Below are 19639 nucleotides of genomic sequence, written 5' to 3' on the forward strand. Positions count from 1 at the left end.
AATTCTTAATCTTCAAAAATCTTGGAACTAAATCTATAAACCACAAGTCAACAGCCATACCCATCAATGGGTAAAAAAAACTCTTTAAAAAAAACAGACTAAACCTTAACTAATAAGTTTGAGGATAATTTAATTTGATGAAAAATTCCAAATTTCTGCAAATATCTAGTGCGGCTTTATTGAGTTTGGGAATCTTCCAAAACATAGCTTTTGCTCAACCAATTCAACGCCAAATAAGAATTCCCGCTTCTCCAACTGTAGAGAGAAATTTATCTCAAATAAAAATCAATCCCCTTTATCTTGAACGAGAACAAAAAGCTCCCTTAATCATTAAAAATCAAATACTGGAATTACGCCGTGATATCCAGTCAAAAAATCTAACTTTTGAGGTAGGTTACACCACAGCCTTAGATTATAAACTAGAGCAACTAGCCGCCACCAAAGCACCAGATGATTTACCAACACAGGCTAATATCCAAAATGCCGTTGCTGCACAAATCTTAAATATTGATTTAGCCGAACGCGAAAAATTTGAACGCATTAATCCAGGAGTAATCCCTGAATTACAATTAATTAAAGCTCGTGGCTGCTTTGCTTCCGCAAAATCCTTTGATTGGCGGACTTTCAATAAAGTTACCCCAGTTCGGAACCAAGGAGGTTGCGGCAGTTGTTGGGCATTTGCTACCTTGGGAGCTTACGAAGGTAGTAACCTTATTCGGAATAACACTGCTGCTGATGCTTCAGAACAGCAAATTATCAACTGGGGTGGTTCAGGTAGTTGTGGTGGTGGTTGGTGGTCTAAAGCATTTGATTTCCTCATTAGCAAAGGCACAGCTACCGAAGCTACTGTACCCTATACAGCAACCAATAATCCCTACAACCCCAGCATAGCCACTCCCTACCGTTCCATAGCCTGGGGATATGTCAAACCTGATGGTGGAATTCCCACAGTTGCAGAAATGAAACAGGCTATGTGTAAACATGGACCATTAACAGTTGCAGTGCGGGTTACTCCTGCTTTCCAAGGTTATGTTAGCGGCGTATTTAACGAACAAGCACAAGGACCTATCAATCATGGTGTCACCCTCATTGGTTGGGATGATCAAAAACAAGCTTGGTTAATCAAAAATTCTTGGGGTACAGGTTGGGGTGACAATGGTTATATGTGGATTGGTTATAACAGTAATAGCATCGGTTATGGCGCAGCTTGGACTCAAGCCAGAAGCAACTTCTACAAGCTTTCTCCTGACTTGTTGAAAAAAATCAACATCTTCCAAATCAATCCAGAATTAATTAAAGTTAATTCCAAAAACATCTCTCGATAATTTTTTGATTTTAGGTTGGGTAAAGCGCAAGTTTTATCTGACCTAAATTGATTTTTTTGAATTCACTCGACAAGGTAGATTAAAATTATGACTTTTACCAAGCGAGTCTTTTTGATTATTTCTCTGCTAACTACCTTGACCATTATTTTTCAAGTTAGTAATGCTGCTACTCCTCCCATGTCTAACTCAGAAATCACTGTCAACGATACTAACAATAACAGTCAGATTATTATTCAAAAAGGTAATATTATGATTGTTGAATTGTTAACCAACCCAGGAACAGGCTATAGTTGGCAAATTATTAAAAATGATCCTGATAAACTCAAATCTTTGGGAGATTCAGTATTAAAACCAATAGAAGCAGAAGCCCCAGGAGCATCTGAAAATCAAGTTTTCCGGTTTTTAGCCCAAAATTCGGGCTTAACCATGCTAGAACTTCACTATTTACGTCCCTGGGAAAGAAATCTTCCACCATTAAAAACTTATAAAATTAACGTCCAAATTCGTTGACAATAAAAAGCATTTTCTCCTTCTTCCTTCTTTCTTCTTCTTTCTTCCTCCTGACTCCTGACTCCTGACTCCTGACTCCTGACTCCTGACTCCTGACTCCTGACTCCTGACTCCTTCTTTCTTCCTCCTTCTTTCTTCCTCCTGACTCCTGACTCCTGACTCCTGACTCCTGACTCCTGACTCCTGACTCCTGACTCGGTGACTCCTGACTATAAATTTTCTGGCAAAGTCAGAATTTCTACGCCATCTTCCGTGACAGCTATGGTATGCTCGAATTGAGCAGAAAGTAAGCGATCGCTTGTTACCGCAGTCCAACCATCATTCAGCATTTCGGCTTCGTGAGTGCCTTCATTAATCATTGGTTCAATAGTAAACACCATCCCGGCTCTAAGTTTCTTGCCTCTACCTCTGATGCCATAATGGGGAACATCCGGTGCAGTATGGAAAATATTACTGATTCCATGTCCCACAAAATCCCGCACCACAGAAAAGCCGAAAGACTCCGCATACTCTTGAATTGCTGCCCCAATATCCCCAATTTTTGCCCCTGGTTTTACTTCTGCAATCCCCAACCGCAAACACTCTTGGGTTACCTCTACTAACTTTTGGGCTGTGGGGGAAGGATTACCCACTAGAAATGTTTTTGATGTATCACCATGATAACCTTCAACAATAGGCGTAACATCTATATTAATAATGTCCCCATCCTTGAGAATTTGTTTAGCATTGGGAATACCATGACAAATCACCTCATTCACACTGGTACAAATAGATTTAGGATAACCTTTATAACCTAAAGGAGCGCTTTTTGCTCCATGCTTTTGAGTCCATCTTTCCGCTTCATCATTCAATTGTAGAGTGCTAACTCCCGGTTTAACCAAAGGTTCTAAATGTTGTAATAACTTGGCGGCCAAGCTGCCAGCACGGCGCATTTTTTCGATTTCTCGTTGGGATAAAATGACTATGGTTTCGATTTTCATTAATTTTCTATCTACTCTTTTAAAAATATAGTTAATCCAGTTGTTGCCGCTCTGTGTGCAGCATCTGCTACCTTGAGAGCATATAAGCTTTGTTCTGGGGTGATATATAAGGGACTACCATCAAATAGATGGTCTAATACCATGGTTGTATCTTTGGCAAATAAACCCCGTCGCGTTCCCACTTCAATCAACTTTGTTCCTGCTGCTAAGACTAACATTCCGGTATCACCATCGAGAATTATTTCCCCTTTTTCACCTTGAACTTCTAATTTGCGTTCTGATTGCCACAAAGTTTCCCCCTTACCATAAATTACCTGTGCCAATAATCCACTGTCAAAGCATAATTGGGCTGAACATAAACAGGTTTGGTAATAATCAGACTCAGTTTGCCAATATCGTTGGTGACAATTGACAGTGAAGACTTCACCGAACAAATCAATCAGACGATGTAACCGAGATAATGCCCCAATTAGGGGAAAGCCAAACATCCCATGATTATAAGTCCACTTACGCGGCGCTGGATGCTGGGGATTCAGGGTACTATAGCGAATATAAAACAAATCACCAATTTGGTCTAGGTATTGTTTTAAAGTTTGATGCCAACCACCCAATAATTCAATGTGTTCGACGTGCAGAAGCTTGTTGACTGTTTTTGCTAAAGCAATCAGTTCTTCAGCTTCTTTGACATCTACAGACAAAGGATATTCAACAATGACGTGTTTACCGCTAGATAGGGCAGCATGAGCAATTTTACCATGATCTTGATTAATGGTGCAGATCACCACCATATCTAAATCGTCTCGTTCTACTAGCTGTTGCCAAGAATCCATCGCTTCAGTTGCGTATTCTTGGGCTAAAACCGCTGTCCTTTCGGGATTGCCAGTTATGGCTATTAAATCAGTTCGAGGATCTTGTAATAACGCCTCAGCCCTGAGTTTAGCCGCATAGCCTGTTCCCACTAAACCGACTCTGAGATTGTGTGTACATAAAGGTAGTTCGTTATTGTCCATGAATTTATCACCAGTTTTCAATGTTTCGGTTTAATGCCATTAGTATTTTATCAACAAGCCACCATCAGGAAATATCTAATACCACTAGGGTATTTTTCATCAATGTAAAATATTATGGCTCTTTGGTAATTTTGGAAACATTACCATAAATATAATACAGCTTAAAAATCGTGTAAAAATCAGGATAAACAATTAATTAAACGATTTTAAATTTTCAGAGCTATTTTTTTATGTTTTTTGAGCATTTTTCTTTGAATTTGTCATAAATTCGCGTTTGTAAATAATTAGGTTCTGTTATAGGTTTTACATGATATGCTACATAAATTAGAAAATACCAAAAGAAATTATACATCTTGTGTATAAAATATGTCTATTTTCTCCTTTAAATATCAAATCCCCGGATAATTTTCAGAAGTATCTACTAGATTTCTATTTTTCCAATATCTAAGATGATTATACAAATCCAAAATCTGCGGATTTTTTATCCATTCCTAGTGCCATTTATCAGCTCATCTCAGATTTATTGGTTATATATACTTTCGGCTTTGTTACTAGCTTTGATTATATATAAATTAGGGTTATCTCAACAAGATGAACAGATAAATGTAAGACAGTATCTTTTGCCAAAAGCAGTTTATTTACATCCTTCAGCGATCGCTGAATACAAGTATTATTTTTTATCTTCGCTCTTAGAAATATTTGTAATATTGCCAGTTATATTATCTCTACCAAATCTAGCAAATATCATTTGTGATTATTTAACAGAAATTACGCACCTGACAACGCCTTTTTTAATTACCAATCCTCATTGGTACCATTATGTCATATTGAGTATTTTTGTGGCTTTAGCGGGGGATTTTGCCTATTATTGTTACCATTACTTAGCTCATAGAAGTTCATTCTTTTGGGAATTTCATAAAGTCCATCATTCTGCGGATGTATTAACTCCAATGACTGTTTATCGCTCTCATCCCTTTGATTTAATATTAAGTATGATCTTTGCGACGGTAATGCTGGGTTTTACGACAGGAATCTGGATTTATTTATTTGGTAATCAAGTCTCCCATTTATCCATTTATGGAGTTAATTGGGAGATATTTCTCTTTTATTTAACTGGTGCTAACTTACGACATTCTCATATTTGGTTGAACTACCCCTATAAAGTTAGTCATGTGTTGATGAGTCCTGCTCAACATCATATTCATCACAGTGTTGAGCCAAAGCATTATGACAAAAACTTTGGTTACATTCTGTCTTTTTGGGACTGGATATTTGGGACTTTATATGTACCGAAAGGTTATGAAAAGCTGGATTTTGGTCTGTCAGATGGGGAATCAAGTTTATTTAATAATCCAATTAATTTATTAGTACAGCCATTTAAATCTATTTGGCAAAGTTACAACCAAAAGATAAGTAGGGAATAATTTTTTATAGCAGTTCCCATGCAAGTGAGGGACAAGAAGTAATTATGGAACGCAGATAAACGCAGATAAACGCAGATAAACACAGATAATTTTGTACCTCATTAGATTAGAGGTTGTTTGAAAAGTTTTAGGTTGTGATTTTAGGCACTTACAGATCCCCCCTAACCCCCCTTAGCAAGGGGGGAACTAAAGTCAAAGTCCCCCTTTTTAAGGGGGATTTAGGGGGATCTGAAAATATTTGATACACCATGAGGGACTTTTCAAACACCCTCTTAGAAAACGCTATATCAGGAATCTAAATACAAATTCAATCAAAAATTAATTGGGAATTATAGTGATGAATAACATGAAATTAGATTTGAGTTCAGATTTATCAAGTACAACTACAATCATCAATGATTTGCCAGAAAATGGTGTTTGTATCCATGATTTATTTGCAATTCAGGTAAAAGCAGCACCAGATTCAGTAGCGACAATATTTGAAAATCAGCAACTTACCTACCAAGAATTGAATGCTAAAGCCAATCAGTTAGCACATTATTTACAGAGTATTGGTGTAGGTGCTGAAGTCATGGTCGGCTTGTGCGTAGAGCGATCGCTCGATCTGATTATCGGTATTCTTGGTATTCTTAAAGCTGGAGGCGCTTATGTACCTATAGACCCGGCCTATCCCCAAGAACGCATAGCATTCATGCTGGAAGATACTAAGTTGCAATTTGTGGTGACACAACAACAATTGGTAGTATCTCTTCCTGAAACTTCTACAACAATTTGTCTAGATACAGATTGGCAAAAAATTGATTGTCAAAGTTCCCATAATCCAGTGAGTGGAGTCACAGCCGAAAATCTCGCTTATTTAATCTATACCTCCGGTTCTACTGGTAAGCCGAAAGGTGTACAAATGCCCCATTCCAGTGTAAATGCTTATTTACAGGCGATCGCTAAAATCCTACCAGTTAATCATCAAGATATTTATCTCCATACAGCATCTTTCTCTTTTACTGCTTCAGTCAGACAATTATTTTTACCTTTATCCCAAGGTGCAACCAGTATTCTTGCTACTCGTGAACAAACCAGAACTCCTTTAAGTCTATTTGAGTTAATTCAAAAACGTGGTGTTACTATTTCTGATGGTGTACCCTCTGTGTGGCGTTATGGACTCATTGCTTTAGAAAGTTTAGACCAACAATATACAGAATCTCTGAGAGAATCAAAATTAAGATTAATAGTATTTGGTGGCGAATTACTACCCTATCAACTAATTAAAAAGTTACGCAACCTGTTTAAAACACCACCCCAGTTTTTTAATATTCTTGGTCAAACAGAAAGTATTGGCCATGGTTTTTATACTGTTCCTGAAGATTACGATCTTGAAGATGGCTATGTTCCTGTTGGTCATCCTTTAGCAAACATTCAACAAGTTTATGTCCTTAACTCCCAACTTGAACCAGTCAAAACTGGTGAGTCTGGAGAAGTCCATATTGCGGGTTCTACCTTAGCACGAGGCTATCTGAACCGCACCGAGGCCAATGAGGAAAAATTCATCATTAATCCTTTTAATCCTCAACAACGACTCTTTAAAACCGGGGATGTTGCTCGTTATTCAAGTAATCAAAATTTAGAAATTCTCGGTCGGATGGATTTTCAGGTAAATATCCGCGGAATGCGGGTTGAATTGGAAGAAATTGAAGCAGTAATTAAACTCCATCCCAGTATTCGAGAAGCTGTGGTTTCTGCCAGAGAAGATGTCTCTGGTGGTCAGCGGTTAGTGGCTTATATCGTAGTGAATAACCAAGATTTTAATTCGGGAGAATTACGCAATTTTCTTGCCAGCAAACTACCAGATTATATGATTCCCCATACCTTAATGGTGATGGAGAAATTGCCAGTTTTACCTAATGGAAAGTTAGACAGAAAAAGTTTACCCGAACCTGATTTATCAGCAATTCAAAGTGAATTTATCCCTCCGCAAACACCCACACAAGAAATCATTGCTAAAATCTGGGCAGAAGTTTTAGGCATTGAAAGAATTGGTATCCATGATAATTTTTTAGAATTGGGTGGACATTCCCTATTGGCAAGTTTAGTTATATCAAGATTGCGTGAGGCACTATCCCTAGAATTATCAATTGCCAGTTTATTTGCTGCGCCAACAATTGCCACATTTAGTGAACAAATTGGATCTTCTGCCCAGAATTTACTGCCAACCTTAGAACCAGTTTCTCGAAATAGCGAATTACCACTTTCATTAACCCAGCAGCGTTTTTGGTTTCTCGATCAAATGGAAGGGTCAAATCCTGCTTACAATATTGTCAGAGTCCTGAATTTACAAGGACTGCTTAACTTTACAGCACTTGAAGGGGCGATCGCTACAATTATTAATCGTCATGAAACCCTGCGTACCAGTTTTGGAATTGCCGATGGTAAACCCATTCAAGTTATTGCTGATAAATTAGCATTTACCTTACCCGTAATTGATTTACAAGAATTAGCAGAAGATCAGAAAACGACTGCGGCACAAAGATTAACTACTAATGAATATCTTCGCCCTTTTGCCCTAACTGAATCATCTCTCTTAAGAGTGACATTGATGCAATTGGGGGCAGAATCCCATCAGTTATTAGTAATAATGCACCACATCATTTCTGATGCCTGGTCAGCAGGGAATTTTCTCCAAGAATTATCGGTTATTTATTCAGCTTTAACAGCGGGTTTACCTTCTCCCTTAACTGAATTATCAATTCAGTATGCGGACTACGCTTATTGGCAACGACAATGGCTGGAAAATCAACCCGCGCTTGATTACTGGAAACAACAATTAGCAGATATTCCCGCAGTAATTGAATTACCTACTGATCGATCACGAACAGCAATGCAAACCTTTCGCGGGGATCTCCAAAAATTTCAATTTGATTCCCAACTTACTCACAAACTTAAAAACCTCAGTCAAAAATCGGGTTCTTCCCTATTTATGACACTTCTAACTGCCTTTGTGATCTTACTTTCTCGCTACAGTGGACAGGAAGATATTATCATTGGTTCTCCCATTAGCGATCGCAATCGTGTCGCATTAGAGCCATTAATTGGCTTTTTTGTGAATACCTTAGTTTTACGAACTCGTCTCGAAGGAAATCCCACATTTATAGAATTACTCCAACAGGTACGACAGATGGCACTTGACGCTTATGCTCACCAAGATGTTCCCTTTGATCAACTTGTAGAAACCCTCCAACCTCAGCGCCACCTCAGCCATAGTCCCTTATTTCAAGTCATGTTTGTATTGCAAAATTCTCCAGTTTCAAAACTGGAATTAGGAGATTTGCAAGTTACCCAAATAGAATTAGCAAAAGCCACAGCAGGGGCAACTTTTGACTTAACCATATCAATGCAGGAAAAAGATTCAGCATCAGGAACTGAATTAATAGGTGCATTTGAATATAATGCTAATTTGTTTAATGCTGATACTATTGCCAGGATGGTGGAGAGTTTTCACACCTTAGTTGAGGCAGTTGTGGCAAATCCTCAAGAGCGGATTAGGACATTACCTTTACTAACAGCATCCCAAGAACATCAGTTATTAGTGGAATGGCATCATCCGCAAACTGATTATCCCCAAAAATCCATTCATCAATTATTTGAGGAACAAGTAGAAAAAACACCTGATGCAGTGGCATTAGTATTTGAAGATCAGCAATTAACCTACCAACAATTAAATTCACAAGCTAACAAACTAGCTCATTATTTACAGTTTCTGGGTGTAGAACCAGAAATATTAGTGGGTGTTTATTTAGAACGTTCATTAGAAATGATAGTAGGATTTTTGGGCATTTTAAAAGCTGGTGGTGCTTATGTGCCACTCGATCCTAACTATCCCCCAGAAAGGCTTAATTATATGGTGGCAGATTCACAAATGTCCATCATCTTGACTCATTCTTTATTACTCCCACATTTATCATTAACCCTAGAGCAATCACAAACTAAAATTATTTGTTGGGATAAAGATTTTGAAATTGAAATTGCCAGCCAAAGTTGCGATAATCCTATTAATAATTTCACCCCGGAAAATTTAGCTTATGTCATCTATACTTCTGGTTCTACAGGAAGACCTAAAGGTGTACTAATTCAACATTCAGGACTATTAAATTTAGTGTTCTGGCACTTAAATAATTTTCAATTAACATCATCAGATCGAACTACACATTTAGCCGGAACAGCCTTTGATGCTGCTGTTTGGGAATTATGGCCTTATTTAGTAGTCGGAGCGAGTATATATTTAATTAAATCAGAATTTCTGTTGTCAGCAAAAACACTTCAAGAGAAGTTGATATCACATAATATTACTATTAGTTTTATCCCCACACCCTTAGCAGAACAATTATGTCTTTTATCCTGGTCAGAAAATACAAGTTTGCGAACTATGTTAACTGGTGGAGATAGACTTAATTATTATCCATCAAATAAGTTACCATTTAAGTTTTTTAATAACTATGGTCCCACCGAAAATACAGTGGTTACAACTTCTGGACAAATTTTACCAGAAGCATCAAATAGTAAATTTCCACCTATAGGTCGTCCTATTGCCAATACTCAAGTTTACATTCTTGATCGCTATCTTCAACCCCTACCTATTGGCGTTTATGGAGAAATCTACATTGGTGGACTAAGTTTAGCCAAAGGCTATTTGCATCGTCCTGACTTAACATCTGAGCGATTTATTGCTAATCCTTTTGTGGAAAATGAACGAATTTATAAAACTGGAGATTTAGGACGCTATTTACCAGATGGAAATATTGAATTTCTGGGACGCATTGATCACCAAGTCAAAATTCGGGGTTTTCGGATTGAATTAGGGGAAATTGAAACAGTATTAACCCAACATCCTCAAGTTCAGCAGGTAGTAGTAATTGTCCGCGAAGATCATCCAGAAAACAAGTATTTAACGGCTTATATTGTTGGTAAAACAGAAACATTGACTAGTAGCGAATTACGTCAATTTCTGAAAGGAAATCTACCTGAATATATGATACCTGCGGCTTTTGTCATGCTCAAAGCCTTACCTCTGACTCCTAATGGTAAAGTTGACCGGCTGGTTTTACCAAAGCCAGAAACAACGAATTTAGAGCTAGAAACCGCTTTTGTTGCCCCTGGGACTGCCCTAGAAACAAAATTAGCCGAAATTTGGTGTACAGTATTAAATCGGCAGCAGGTGGGCATCTATGATAACTTCTTTGAATTGGGAGGACACTCTCTCCTAATCACATCTGTAATATCTCGCATTCGAGAACATTTTTCCATAGTTCTGCCTCTGCGTTCTCTATTTACAGCCCCCACTATCGCTGAACTTAGTCAAGTAATAATTACACATCAACTGGATGCCATAACAGTTGATACCTTACCACCGCTTGTCCCTCAAGCACGAGACACTTGTATCCCCCTGTCTTTTGCCCAAGAGTCTATATGGCAGTTACAGCAATTAGCTCCTGAAAGTTGTGCCTACAACAGCTTTTTTATTTTACGTTTCACTGGCTCTCTTTCTGCAATTGCGTTGGAGTCCAGTTTCAATGAAATAATTCGTCGTCATGAAATATTACGCACGGCTTTTACTATATTAGAAGGTCAACCTGTACAAGTAATTAGCCAATTTCTGACTATCCCATTAGAGATTATAGACTTACAAAACCTCCCTTTGATAGAGCGAACGTCTGAAGCAGAAAGACTAGCTGCGCTGCAATATAATCACCATTTTGATCTGGCTTTAGTCCCTCTGATCAAAACAACTTTACTGCGACTAACTCCAGAAGAACATTGGTTGACATCAATCGAAGCCCTCTGCCGTTCTCAAAGGGTCAGCATCTTTGCGATTATTCTTACTGCTATGAATATACTTTTGTTCAAATACAGTAGTAAGAACGATATTTTAGTAATAACAACTATTGGTAATCGGAGTCCGGTGGAAACTGAAAAAATGCTCGGTTGCTTCATCAATGATGTCATTTTGCGATCGCATCTTTCCTCTGAACAAACTGGACAAATTCTTTTAGAACAAGCTCAAGAAACTCTCACAGAAGCTATTAATAATAAAGAAATTGCTTCTCACACAGTCATTAACACTATCACCAGTAAACAACCACTGAATATCTCAGCATCCCTAACTATGCTACCTCCACAAAATTGGCATAACTGGATGTTAGATGTAGATTTTGTCACAATTAAGCGCGATCTCGACTTGTGGGATGGAGAAATTCCTTTAGAAATTTATGTTTCTTCACCTTCAGTAAATAATCCCACGATGGAAATTAAGGTTTTCTACAGTACGGAGTTATTTACCAATGAAACTATCGAGGTTTTGTTCAACTATTACCAGCAAATTCTTCAGCAGCTTGCCCAAGATCCAACTATTCAAGTTTGTGAATTTTTTGATTGCTGAACATTGCAAGAGTCAGATCCCCGACTTCTCTAAGAAGTCGGGGATCTTATTTGACTACTTATAATGAGAAATAAATGTTACATTAAACCATGCGGCTTTGCCACAAATTAACTAATAATCACTATTGCTATGTTAGAAAACAGCCCACCAGAGTTGAAACAACAACCCAGATTTGGATCATCTTTATTGAGATGGACTGAGTATTTCTCCAACCCAGAAGGAGAAATAACTCAAAGCATGAGCGTGTTTATCTTGATCTGGTTTGGTCAAGTGTTGTCTCTGGTTGGCTCGCGGACAACCAATTTTGCACTCAGTATTTGGGTCTATCAACATACGAATTCCACAACTCAATTTACACTGCTGATTCTCTCTACAACCCTACCGACAATTTTGATCTCTCCCATTGCTGGTGTGATTGTCGATCGCTTTTCTCGGCGCTGGATTATGATTATTAGTGATTTCTGTGCAGGGTTATGTACCTTACTGATTGCTTGGTTATTTATCAGTAATCACTTAGAAGTTTGGAGTCTGTGTGTAGTCAGTGCGATTAGTTCCAGTTTCAGTGCTTTTCAGGGACTAGCCTATTCTTCTGCGACTACATTACTTGTGCCGAAAGCACAACTTGGTCGTGCCAGTTCGATGACACAGATCAGATTAGCGATCGCTGAAATTCTCTCCCCTGTATTAGCCGCAGCCTTATTAGTAACTGTACAATTGTCAGGCATTGTCATCATTGATTTATCTACATTAGTCTTGGCTTTAATCTGTTTACTTGTAGTTAAATTTCCTGAAATTTCGTCCACAGAAAATCCCGATGCCGAAACCAATTCATTTTGGCAAGAAATCACCTTTGGCTGGAAATATTTAGTAGCACGTCCTGGACTACTTGGATTAGTCATGTTCATTGCCATTATCAACTTTCTCGTTGGTAGCGCAGAAGCTCTCACTACACCCTTAGTGCTTTCCTTTGCTTCCGCACAATCACTAGGAGCTATCTATTCTATTTCTAGTTTTGGACTATTACTAGGCAGTGCCGTGATCAGCATTTGGGGCGGACTAGAACGCCAGATCAATACCATATTTGTGTCTATGGCATTTTTGGGCATCTCCTATGTATTAGCTGGATTGACTGCTTCAACAGTTATATTTACGATCGCCAATTTCTTGATATTTCTGACAATTCCCATCATTAATGGGTCAATTCAAGTCATCTATCAGAAAAAAGTAGCACCAGAAGTACAGGGAAGGGTCTTTGCTTTTCGCAGTGCTGCTGTACAGGGGTTTTTACCACTTGCCTACCTAACCTGTGGAGCATTAGCTGATCAATTTTTTGAACCAATCATGGCAAAAGATGGAGCTTTAGCCCATAGCATTGGCCAGATTATTGGGGTTGGTCATGGTCGCGGTATGGGTTTAATGTTTATCATCATGGGTCTGTTTTCTCTAGTCGCAACCTTAATTGCCTACTTATATCCGCGTCTCCGCTTTGTAGAACATGAACTACCTGATGCAATTCCTGACGAACCAGAAGTTTCATAAAGCCGATATAACAAAGATGTCACCAAGACGCTCTTTGACATCTATCTCAGTGGGTATTTCATATAACAAAAACTTATGGGTAATAAGTAACTAAATTTCATTACTAATCGGGGTCAATTTTCTGTTATAACTTTTAGCTTTTCCCTTAGTATCAGAATTGAAGCAAATTTAAACCAGCGGCTAATCCCATCAGAATAGCTGTAAGGTCTGCTTAAAAATCACTTATACTGCCGATTTCACAACAGAGGATAATTAAATGGCTACTTACAAAGTTACTCTCATCACTCCAGACGGTACTAAGACTATAGACTGCGATGACGACACTTATATTTTGGATGCAGCAGAAGAAGCTGAATTTGACTTACCCTTCTCTTGTCGGGCTGGTGCTTGCTCAACTTGTGCAGGTAAAATCATTTCTGGTACTGTTGACCAATCTGATCAATCCTTCTTAGATGATGATCAAATCGAAGCTCAATATGTATTGACTTGTGTTGCTTATCCTACTTCTGATGTCACCATCGAAACCCACAGAGAAGAAGACCTTTACTAAACTTTAGTCACAAGAATTTAGTCCAAACAAGGGATTGGGGATTGGCGACTGAGTAGGAGTTTTACCAATTCCCCAATTACTTGCTTACTTTAATTTTAGTCCCCGGATAATAGAACTCCAGAATCTTGGCACTAGACCAACCTAATTTGGCTAAATTCTGAGCGCCTGTTTGGCTTAAACCCACTCCATGTCCTAAACCACCACCAATAAAAGCATATCCCCAGAGATTGGTTTGACCTTTATTCAATGGTTGAATGTAAAATAGCGTGCTAATGGGAGCAGCAAAGGCACTGCGAACCTCGTCTTTTTGTAAGGTGAAAACCCCAATATCAGTTTTCACAGCCAGTTTTAAAATCCGGCCACTGGAACTGCGTTCAACCACAGACATGGCTTGAATTTTTTTGAACTTGCTATAGGGGCTTTTTTTGGAATGTAAGAATTTCTGCAAGTCTTGGGTAATTTTATTGATATCCGTTTCTCTGTGCCAACGGAATACATCCCATTTACTCTCATTAAATCCCGCTTTAAGATTGATAAATTTCTCGAAGTTCTGATCATTTGCTAAATTCTGATGTGATAAGTTCCAAAGATTTTGATTAGCAGCATCTATGACAGGTTTTAAATAAGGACGATCTTCTCCATTCCAGATATCACTAAAGTTAGCGGTAACACCACCTGTAGTAGAAGAATATAAAGCATCAACTATTTCGTTATTATAAGTGAGTACCTGACCTCTGGTCGAGGCGATCGCCTGATCTGTATTTTTAGCAACTCCGCTGAGTCCTTGATAAACTTGACAGTGAGTGTCAGCACATAACTGATAATTATCTACCGCAAATCTGCGGAGGTTTCGCAAGGCATAGGTGCGAGCAATAATTGCTTGTGCTTCTAGGGCTGCCATTGGCGCATTTATCCCAATTTCATGGGGTAAAACTCCCCGCACATAAGTTTCCAATGGGACTGTATTTACTAAAGTATAATGCCCATAGGCGTTGGGCTGCAAGGTCATTTTTCCCGGATAAACACGCTTTTGTTGAGGCTGTTCATCTGTATTCACCTTAATTGAGTCTTTACCAGCAGTTATTTCTAGATAATTAGGACTATAATTTTTACCATTTACTACCCAAGTAATTTTTGGTACTTTTGATAAAATGTTGGTTGCCAAGTAAGCATTTTTATCACTGGATGTTTCTATACTTTTTAATAGTAACCGGCGAATTAAGGGAGTGCTGTAAACGTCCCGTTTTGCCCATACTTGCCAACGTTCTGGTTGGGATATTTCCACTTCTATCCCCAGGGAACGCCAGTGGTTAGCGTTATCTTCCGCTGTTTCAAAGGTGCGAAAGTCACCCAGCACTAAGACTTCCTGAACCACTGTTTGGGTTAAGGGCTGCATGACTGTTGTTAACTGGATGGGTTTGTCGGTGACTAGGGTTTGTTGCTGAGTACCCACTGTAAATTTTAATGTTAAGCGATCGCCTTTTGTGGGTGCTAATTCTAATTTGTCTGTGGGTTTAGCCCCAAATCGTTGGACAATACCAATTTGCAATTTTACATCCTGGTTGTTGCTTACGGGTTCTGATGCGGCAGCCAATCCCAATAGGCACAAGGTTGTTATTAATCTGTAGGAAGAAGGCCAAATAAATATTTTCATGAAAACTAATTCTAATTGCCCTTATGCTGTCGGAGTGGTTTTAAGTTAATTAACTCAATTTACTAATGATAAGAAGATACAGGGCGGCAGGATGAATCACAAATTACTAATAATCAAGTTAGATAATTAGTAACGGGGAATATTATATATTTTTAACTTACGCGCTTCTATAATACCATTACGTCTTTTTTTCAGCACACTTGCAAATCAAACTCATTATGAGTATGATTTAACTAAATCTTGCTTTATCACCCATATTTTATGCTGGAAATTGATTTTACCAAGAATTTGCGAAATTTAATGCAAACAGTCGGTTATGAGAGTTTTAAATCTTTAAGTCGTGCTGCTGGTGTTTCACAATGGCAAATTTTGCAGTTGCGGAGGGGAAAAATCGGACAAATGCGGATAGAAGTATTGATAAAACTGTCAGAGATTTTACAGATATCTTGGACTGAGTTGGTAGAAAATTTCAGCGTTGATGGTTTATCTTCAAGTTTCCACAAAACTCATTCCTCTCATAAAAATATAGACTTATTAAAGCAAATTACAGATTTACAAGTTGAGTATGAACGATTAACATTGTCAATGTTAGAACAAAGAGAAGGATTAAAACAGGAATTTCAGCGGTCAAGTTTACAAATATTGGAATCTTTAATATTACAATGGCCAACAGCAGCACATAGAGCCAGGGAAGATCACCAGTTATCAGCAGTAAAGATATTACCTTTGGTAGATACGCCTTTAAAAAGATTATTACAGGATTGGAATGTGGAAGCGATCGCTTCTGTAGGCACAGAAATCCCCTATAATCCTCAATTCCATGAATTATTAGCAGGAACAGCACAACCAGGAGAAATTGTTAAAGTCCGTTATATAGGTTATATGCAACATGATCAGCTTTTGTACAGAGCTAGAGTAAGTCTCTTATAAACTCTTCTAAAGTTTATGCTCTTTTGAGTTTGATGGTTATTTGCTGATGAATTTATTGAAAATTACTCCATATTTTTGTGTACTAAATATCTTTTTATAATCTAATGTTAGGATATACTAATAAAATTAAAATCAGCACATTCTTAAATAAATCAAAATTAGAATATCATGAATCAGCAGGTGAAAGTGATTGCAATCAGTGGGAGTTTTAATGCTACTAACTCACAAAATTTTCAACAAAGTATTAAAGAAGTAATTGATAAGAGAATCTCCATTGTGTTGATTGACTGTCATCATGTTACCTTTATGGATAGTTCTGGATTAGGCACTCTGATTTTAACATTTAAAGCTTTACAGGAATCGGGAATAAAGATGGTTATTTGTTCAATTAATGAGCAAGTTAGGATGCTATTTGAATTAACTGGTATGGATGGCAAATTTACAATTGTTCCTAGTCAAGAAGCATTTGAAAATATTTTGCTTTCTGCTACTTGATTAATCAAATTTAACTTGAAGAATAGATAAATCATCCTCAAATGTCTCTTTGGAGTTTAAGTTAATTAGGTAATCCAGGATATAATCAAGTTGGTTATCAACAGAATACTGTAAGCTAATTAAAATCTGAATGAAACCTTCTAAACTCCAAAGAGTACCATTTGATTGAGTGATTTCGTAAGCACCATCACTAAAAATATAAAGGATGCTAGATTTTTCAATCTGACAATAAGCATCTGTATATTTAGCTTCAGGAAACATTCCTACAGGCATTCCTGGAGTTTTTAATCTTTTTACTTCTGTATGAGTAGGAGAATTGCCAGAGAGGATAATAGCTGGTGGATGTCCAGCACTAGAGTATGTTAATTGACGGCTAACTCGATTATAAACTCCATACCAAATTGTAAAATATTTATCATTTTGATAATTCATTTGAAAGGTATTATTTAAAGCTGCCAATACCTCACTAGGTTGATAGTAATTTAAATCTTTGAGCGCGCGGGAACGTAAGAGATTTAGTACAGAAATTGAAGGTAGAGTAGCTTTAAGTCCATGACCGGCAACATCTAGTAGGTAAATAGCTAAAGTATCAGCATCAAGCCAATTATAATCAAAACAATCCCCACCAAGTTGCCGTGATGGCAAAAACTTAAACTGAATACTCAGGGGCTTATTTACAGGCAGGGGTAAAAGGGATTTTACATATTCTGTAGCTTCGGCTAATTCTGTTTCTAAAAGTAGCTTTTGGGTCTGTAAATCCTGACTTAATTGATGCAGACGTAACCCGGCTCTAACTCTTGCCTGTAGTTCATTGTGTTCGATAGGTTTGGAGATAAAATCATCAGCACCAGCATCTAATCCCTTAACTCTATTGGCGACGGAATCTAAAGATGTTAATAAAATAAAAAATGTGGTAGATAATTTGGGATCTTTTTTAATGATATTACATACTTCTATACCACTTAATCCCGGCATAATCCAATCACATATAATTAAGGCTGGAGGTGAATCCAGCGTTCTTAAAATTCCTTCTTCTCCTGTACTCGCAGTGATGACTTGATAACCTTGTTTTTCTAAGATTCTTTTGAGAAACATTTGGATGGATCGGTCATCATCAATGATTAAGATTTCAAACATGAGATTATTAAGAAAGGGGATTTAACCAAAACAATATAACTTGTTTTAATTGATTTAAATCTCGATAGACTTCTTGCTTTAACCATTGTCCTAAAGCATCAAAAGGACTAAAAGAACTTCCTGGTTGCCATTTAATATCTTGCCCTAAAGGTGTGGTATGAGTGCCTAATAAGGTTTGTGTTGTCACCATATTAGGAAAGAGTTCTTGTAAAATTGTTGTTAAGTTTGCTGATTGATCCAGGGTATCTTTATTAAATCTGATTACTAAATTCCGCCGAATCTGATAGCTGTCTTGAATTATTTGGTTAGTTTGTGCCGGTGTAGGTGTAAATTCAATGTCTAATTGGGAATTTAACTGAGAATTTAACTGTTCTACTAATGGTATGGCTTCATTGGCAGCAAAGTTATTAAAGGATATTAAAATGTTACCAGCCCGTTGGATTGGAAACAGGCTACCAATTAGTAAATGGAGTTTACAACCCATGCTATGTCCGACTCCATAGGTGGGAAGGTACAGCTTGCGGAGTTTTCCAGCGTCTTGTAACTTTTCTAGGGTATATTCAAATTTAAGTTGGACAGATTTAGCGATCGCGATATGATCTAATGTATTGACAAAAGGTGTGGCAATAATGACGTATCCTTGATCTGCTAAGTTTTCCAGTAACCAACGATAAGTTAAATGTGGTAAAGTGGCGACAAATGCACCACCTAAAAAATGAATGATCCCAATGGGATTACGGGGAATAAGTACCCAATTGCCTCTAATTTCTTGCCAGTTCATGTTAAAATAGGAGTCAGGAGTCACCGAGTCAGGAGAAGAAAGAGAAGGAAGAAGAAAGAGAAGGAAGTATTTTCTATAGATATATTTTACATTTACATCTAAACATATATCAAGTATTAACTCTGACTTTGCAAGTTTTTCATTTCCTGCTGTACATCTAGGGAAATTTGCAAAGCTTCATTTAATAATCTACCATGTTCGGTTGCCTCTTCAGTAACTTGCATTGATGCCAAAGCGGCTAAATTATTGGTAAATAAATCAGAATTAGTGATAATAAAACTTTTATTTTCTCGCAAAATTCTCTCTGTTTTTAAAGCGCGGATTAAATCATTTCTAGTTAATTCAAGTGCTAATAATACTTTTTCTCTTGCTTGTATACTTACTCCTAAGTTGCCAACATCTTCAATTTGGTCGTTAATATCTATAGCTTTAATCACGGAATTATATCTTTCCACATCATTTAGTAAAATCCGTAAAGAATTTGTCATATTCTGTTTGAGAAACTTACTTTTGCCTTTCCATAATAAATATAATAGAATTTGTATACTCCCACCTGTCCATAAAACAAAGATAATTAATGATAGCCAAGATGATAGTTTTACTAACAGGTAAGTACAAACAGAAATAGCAATTCCAGCGAAAACCACAGTAGCAATTTCTGTTTTTTGAGCTTTCTTTAGCAATCTTATACCGAATTGCTGAATAACATCAGTAATAATTATTAATTTATTATGAACAGGTAAGTTAGTCGCATCTTGAAGTTGATCATGACTAATATCCAATCCCTGTAAATCATCTCGCACAGTTGCTAAATCCTTAACATACTATTGATTTAGTCTAATATAACAAGTGGATTTCCAGAATGGCAATTAATCGG

At 37.4% G+C, this 19639-nt stretch carries 15 protein-coding genes; 8 read left to right on the plus strand and 7 right to left on the minus strand.

The features are described from left to right. Nucleotides 1-137 precede the first annotated feature (137 nt). On the plus strand, nt 138-1325 hold the full coding sequence (locus ANA_RS07450) for a C1 family peptidase (protein ID WP_015079450.1): 1188 nt from the start codon (nt 138-140) through the stop codon (nt 1323-1325). A gap of 87 nt (nt 1326-1412) precedes the next feature. After that, nucleotides 1413-1835, plus strand: coding sequence for a protease inhibitor I42 family protein (locus ANA_RS07455; RefSeq protein WP_015079451.1), 423 nt, complete (start codon nt 1413-1415; stop codon nt 1833-1835). Here ANA_RS07455 and ANA_RS25720 read toward each other — a convergent pair. The 3 genes from ANA_RS25720 to ANA_RS07465 are packed head-to-tail and all read right to left on the minus strand — an operon-like array spanning nt 1800 to nt 3825. After that, nucleotides 1800-2150, minus strand: a complete 351-nt coding sequence (locus ANA_RS25720; RefSeq protein ID WP_148279032.1) for a hypothetical protein — start codon at nt 2148-2150, stop codon at nt 1800-1802. The two genes, ANA_RS07455 and ANA_RS25720, sit on opposite strands and share 36 nt — an antisense overlap. Further along, on the minus strand, nt 2045-2815 hold the full coding sequence (gene map / locus ANA_RS07460) for a type I methionyl aminopeptidase (RefSeq protein ID WP_015079452.1): 771 nt from the start codon (nt 2813-2815) through the stop codon (nt 2045-2047). Before map ends, ANA_RS25720 begins: the two co-directional genes overlap by 106 nt. 11 nt (nt 2816-2826) lie before the next feature. Beyond that, entirely contained in the window at nt 2827-3825 is a 999-nt protein-coding gene (locus ANA_RS07465; RefSeq protein WP_015079453.1) for a Gfo/Idh/MocA family protein, read from the minus strand. A gap of 494 nt (nt 3826-4319) precedes the next feature. Here ANA_RS07465 and ANA_RS07470 point away from each other — a divergent pair, with 494 nt between their 5' ends. The 4 genes from ANA_RS07470 (at nt 4320) to ANA_RS07485 (ending at nt 13765) form a co-directional block, all read left to right on the plus strand. Continuing rightward, nucleotides 4320-5249, plus strand: a complete 930-nt coding sequence (locus tag ANA_RS07470; protein ID WP_235081972.1) for a sterol desaturase family protein — start codon at nt 4320-4322, stop codon at nt 5247-5249. Between the two features lie 337 nt (nt 5250-5586). Further along, entirely contained in the window at nt 5587-11676 is a 6090-nt protein-coding gene (locus ANA_RS07475; protein ID WP_015079455.1) for a non-ribosomal peptide synthetase, read from the plus strand. A gap of 129 nt (nt 11677-11805) precedes the next feature. Next, complete coding sequence (locus tag ANA_RS07480; RefSeq protein WP_148279033.1) at nt 11806-13215, plus strand: MFS transporter; 1410 nt, start codon at nt 11806-11808, stop codon at nt 13213-13215. 256 nt (nt 13216-13471) lie between these two features. Continuing rightward, nucleotides 13472-13765: a ferredoxin gene (locus ANA_RS07485; RefSeq protein WP_015079457.1), complete on the plus strand. Its 294-nt coding sequence runs from the start codon at nt 13472-13474 to the stop codon at nt 13763-13765. Nucleotides 13766-13841: 76 nt separating this feature from the next. Here the strand turns inward: ANA_RS07485 and ANA_RS07490 are convergent, their stop codons facing one another. Continuing rightward, on the minus strand, nt 13842-15419 hold the full coding sequence (locus ANA_RS07490; RefSeq protein WP_015079458.1) for a SpoIID/LytB domain-containing protein: 1578 nt from the start codon (nt 15417-15419) through the stop codon (nt 13842-13844). Nucleotides 15420-15680: 261 nt separating this feature from the next. Here ANA_RS07490 and grpE point away from each other — a divergent pair, with 261 nt between their 5' ends. Together grpE and ANA_RS07500 are read left to right on the plus strand one after the other, a co-directional pair. After that, nucleotides 15681-16349 carry a nucleotide exchange factor GrpE gene (gene grpE, locus ANA_RS07495; RefSeq protein ID WP_015079459.1) on the plus strand — a complete coding sequence of 223 codons (669 nt, stop codon included), beginning with the start codon at nt 15681-15683 and terminating at the stop codon, nt 16347-16349. A gap of 168 nt (nt 16350-16517) precedes the next feature. After that, nucleotides 16518-16844: an STAS domain-containing protein gene (locus ANA_RS07500; RefSeq protein WP_015079460.1), complete on the plus strand. Its 327-nt coding sequence runs from the start codon at nt 16518-16520 to the stop codon at nt 16842-16844. Here ANA_RS07500 and ANA_RS07505 read toward each other — a convergent pair whose 3' ends face one another. The 3 genes from ANA_RS07505 to ANA_RS07515 form a co-directional block, all read right to left on the minus strand. Beyond that, nucleotides 16845-17981, minus strand: coding sequence for a PP2C family protein-serine/threonine phosphatase (locus ANA_RS07505; protein ID WP_015079461.1), 1137 nt, complete (start codon nt 17979-17981; stop codon nt 16845-16847). A 7-nt stretch (nt 17982-17988) separates the two neighbouring features. Continuing rightward, entirely contained in the window at nt 17989-18762 is a 774-nt protein-coding gene (locus ANA_RS07510; protein ID WP_015079462.1) for a DUF1350 family protein, read from the minus strand. A 116-nt stretch (nt 18763-18878) separates the two neighbouring features. Continuing rightward, nucleotides 18879-19565, minus strand: a complete 687-nt coding sequence (locus tag ANA_RS07515) for a hypothetical protein (protein WP_015079463.1) — start codon at nt 19563-19565, stop codon at nt 18879-18881. Nucleotides 19566-19639: the final 74 nt, after the last annotated feature.

This window comes from Anabaena sp. 90 (assembly GCF_000312705.1).
In the GTDB taxonomy this organism is placed as follows: domain Bacteria; phylum Cyanobacteriota; class Cyanobacteriia; order Cyanobacteriales; family Nostocaceae; genus Dolichospermum; species Dolichospermum lemmermannii.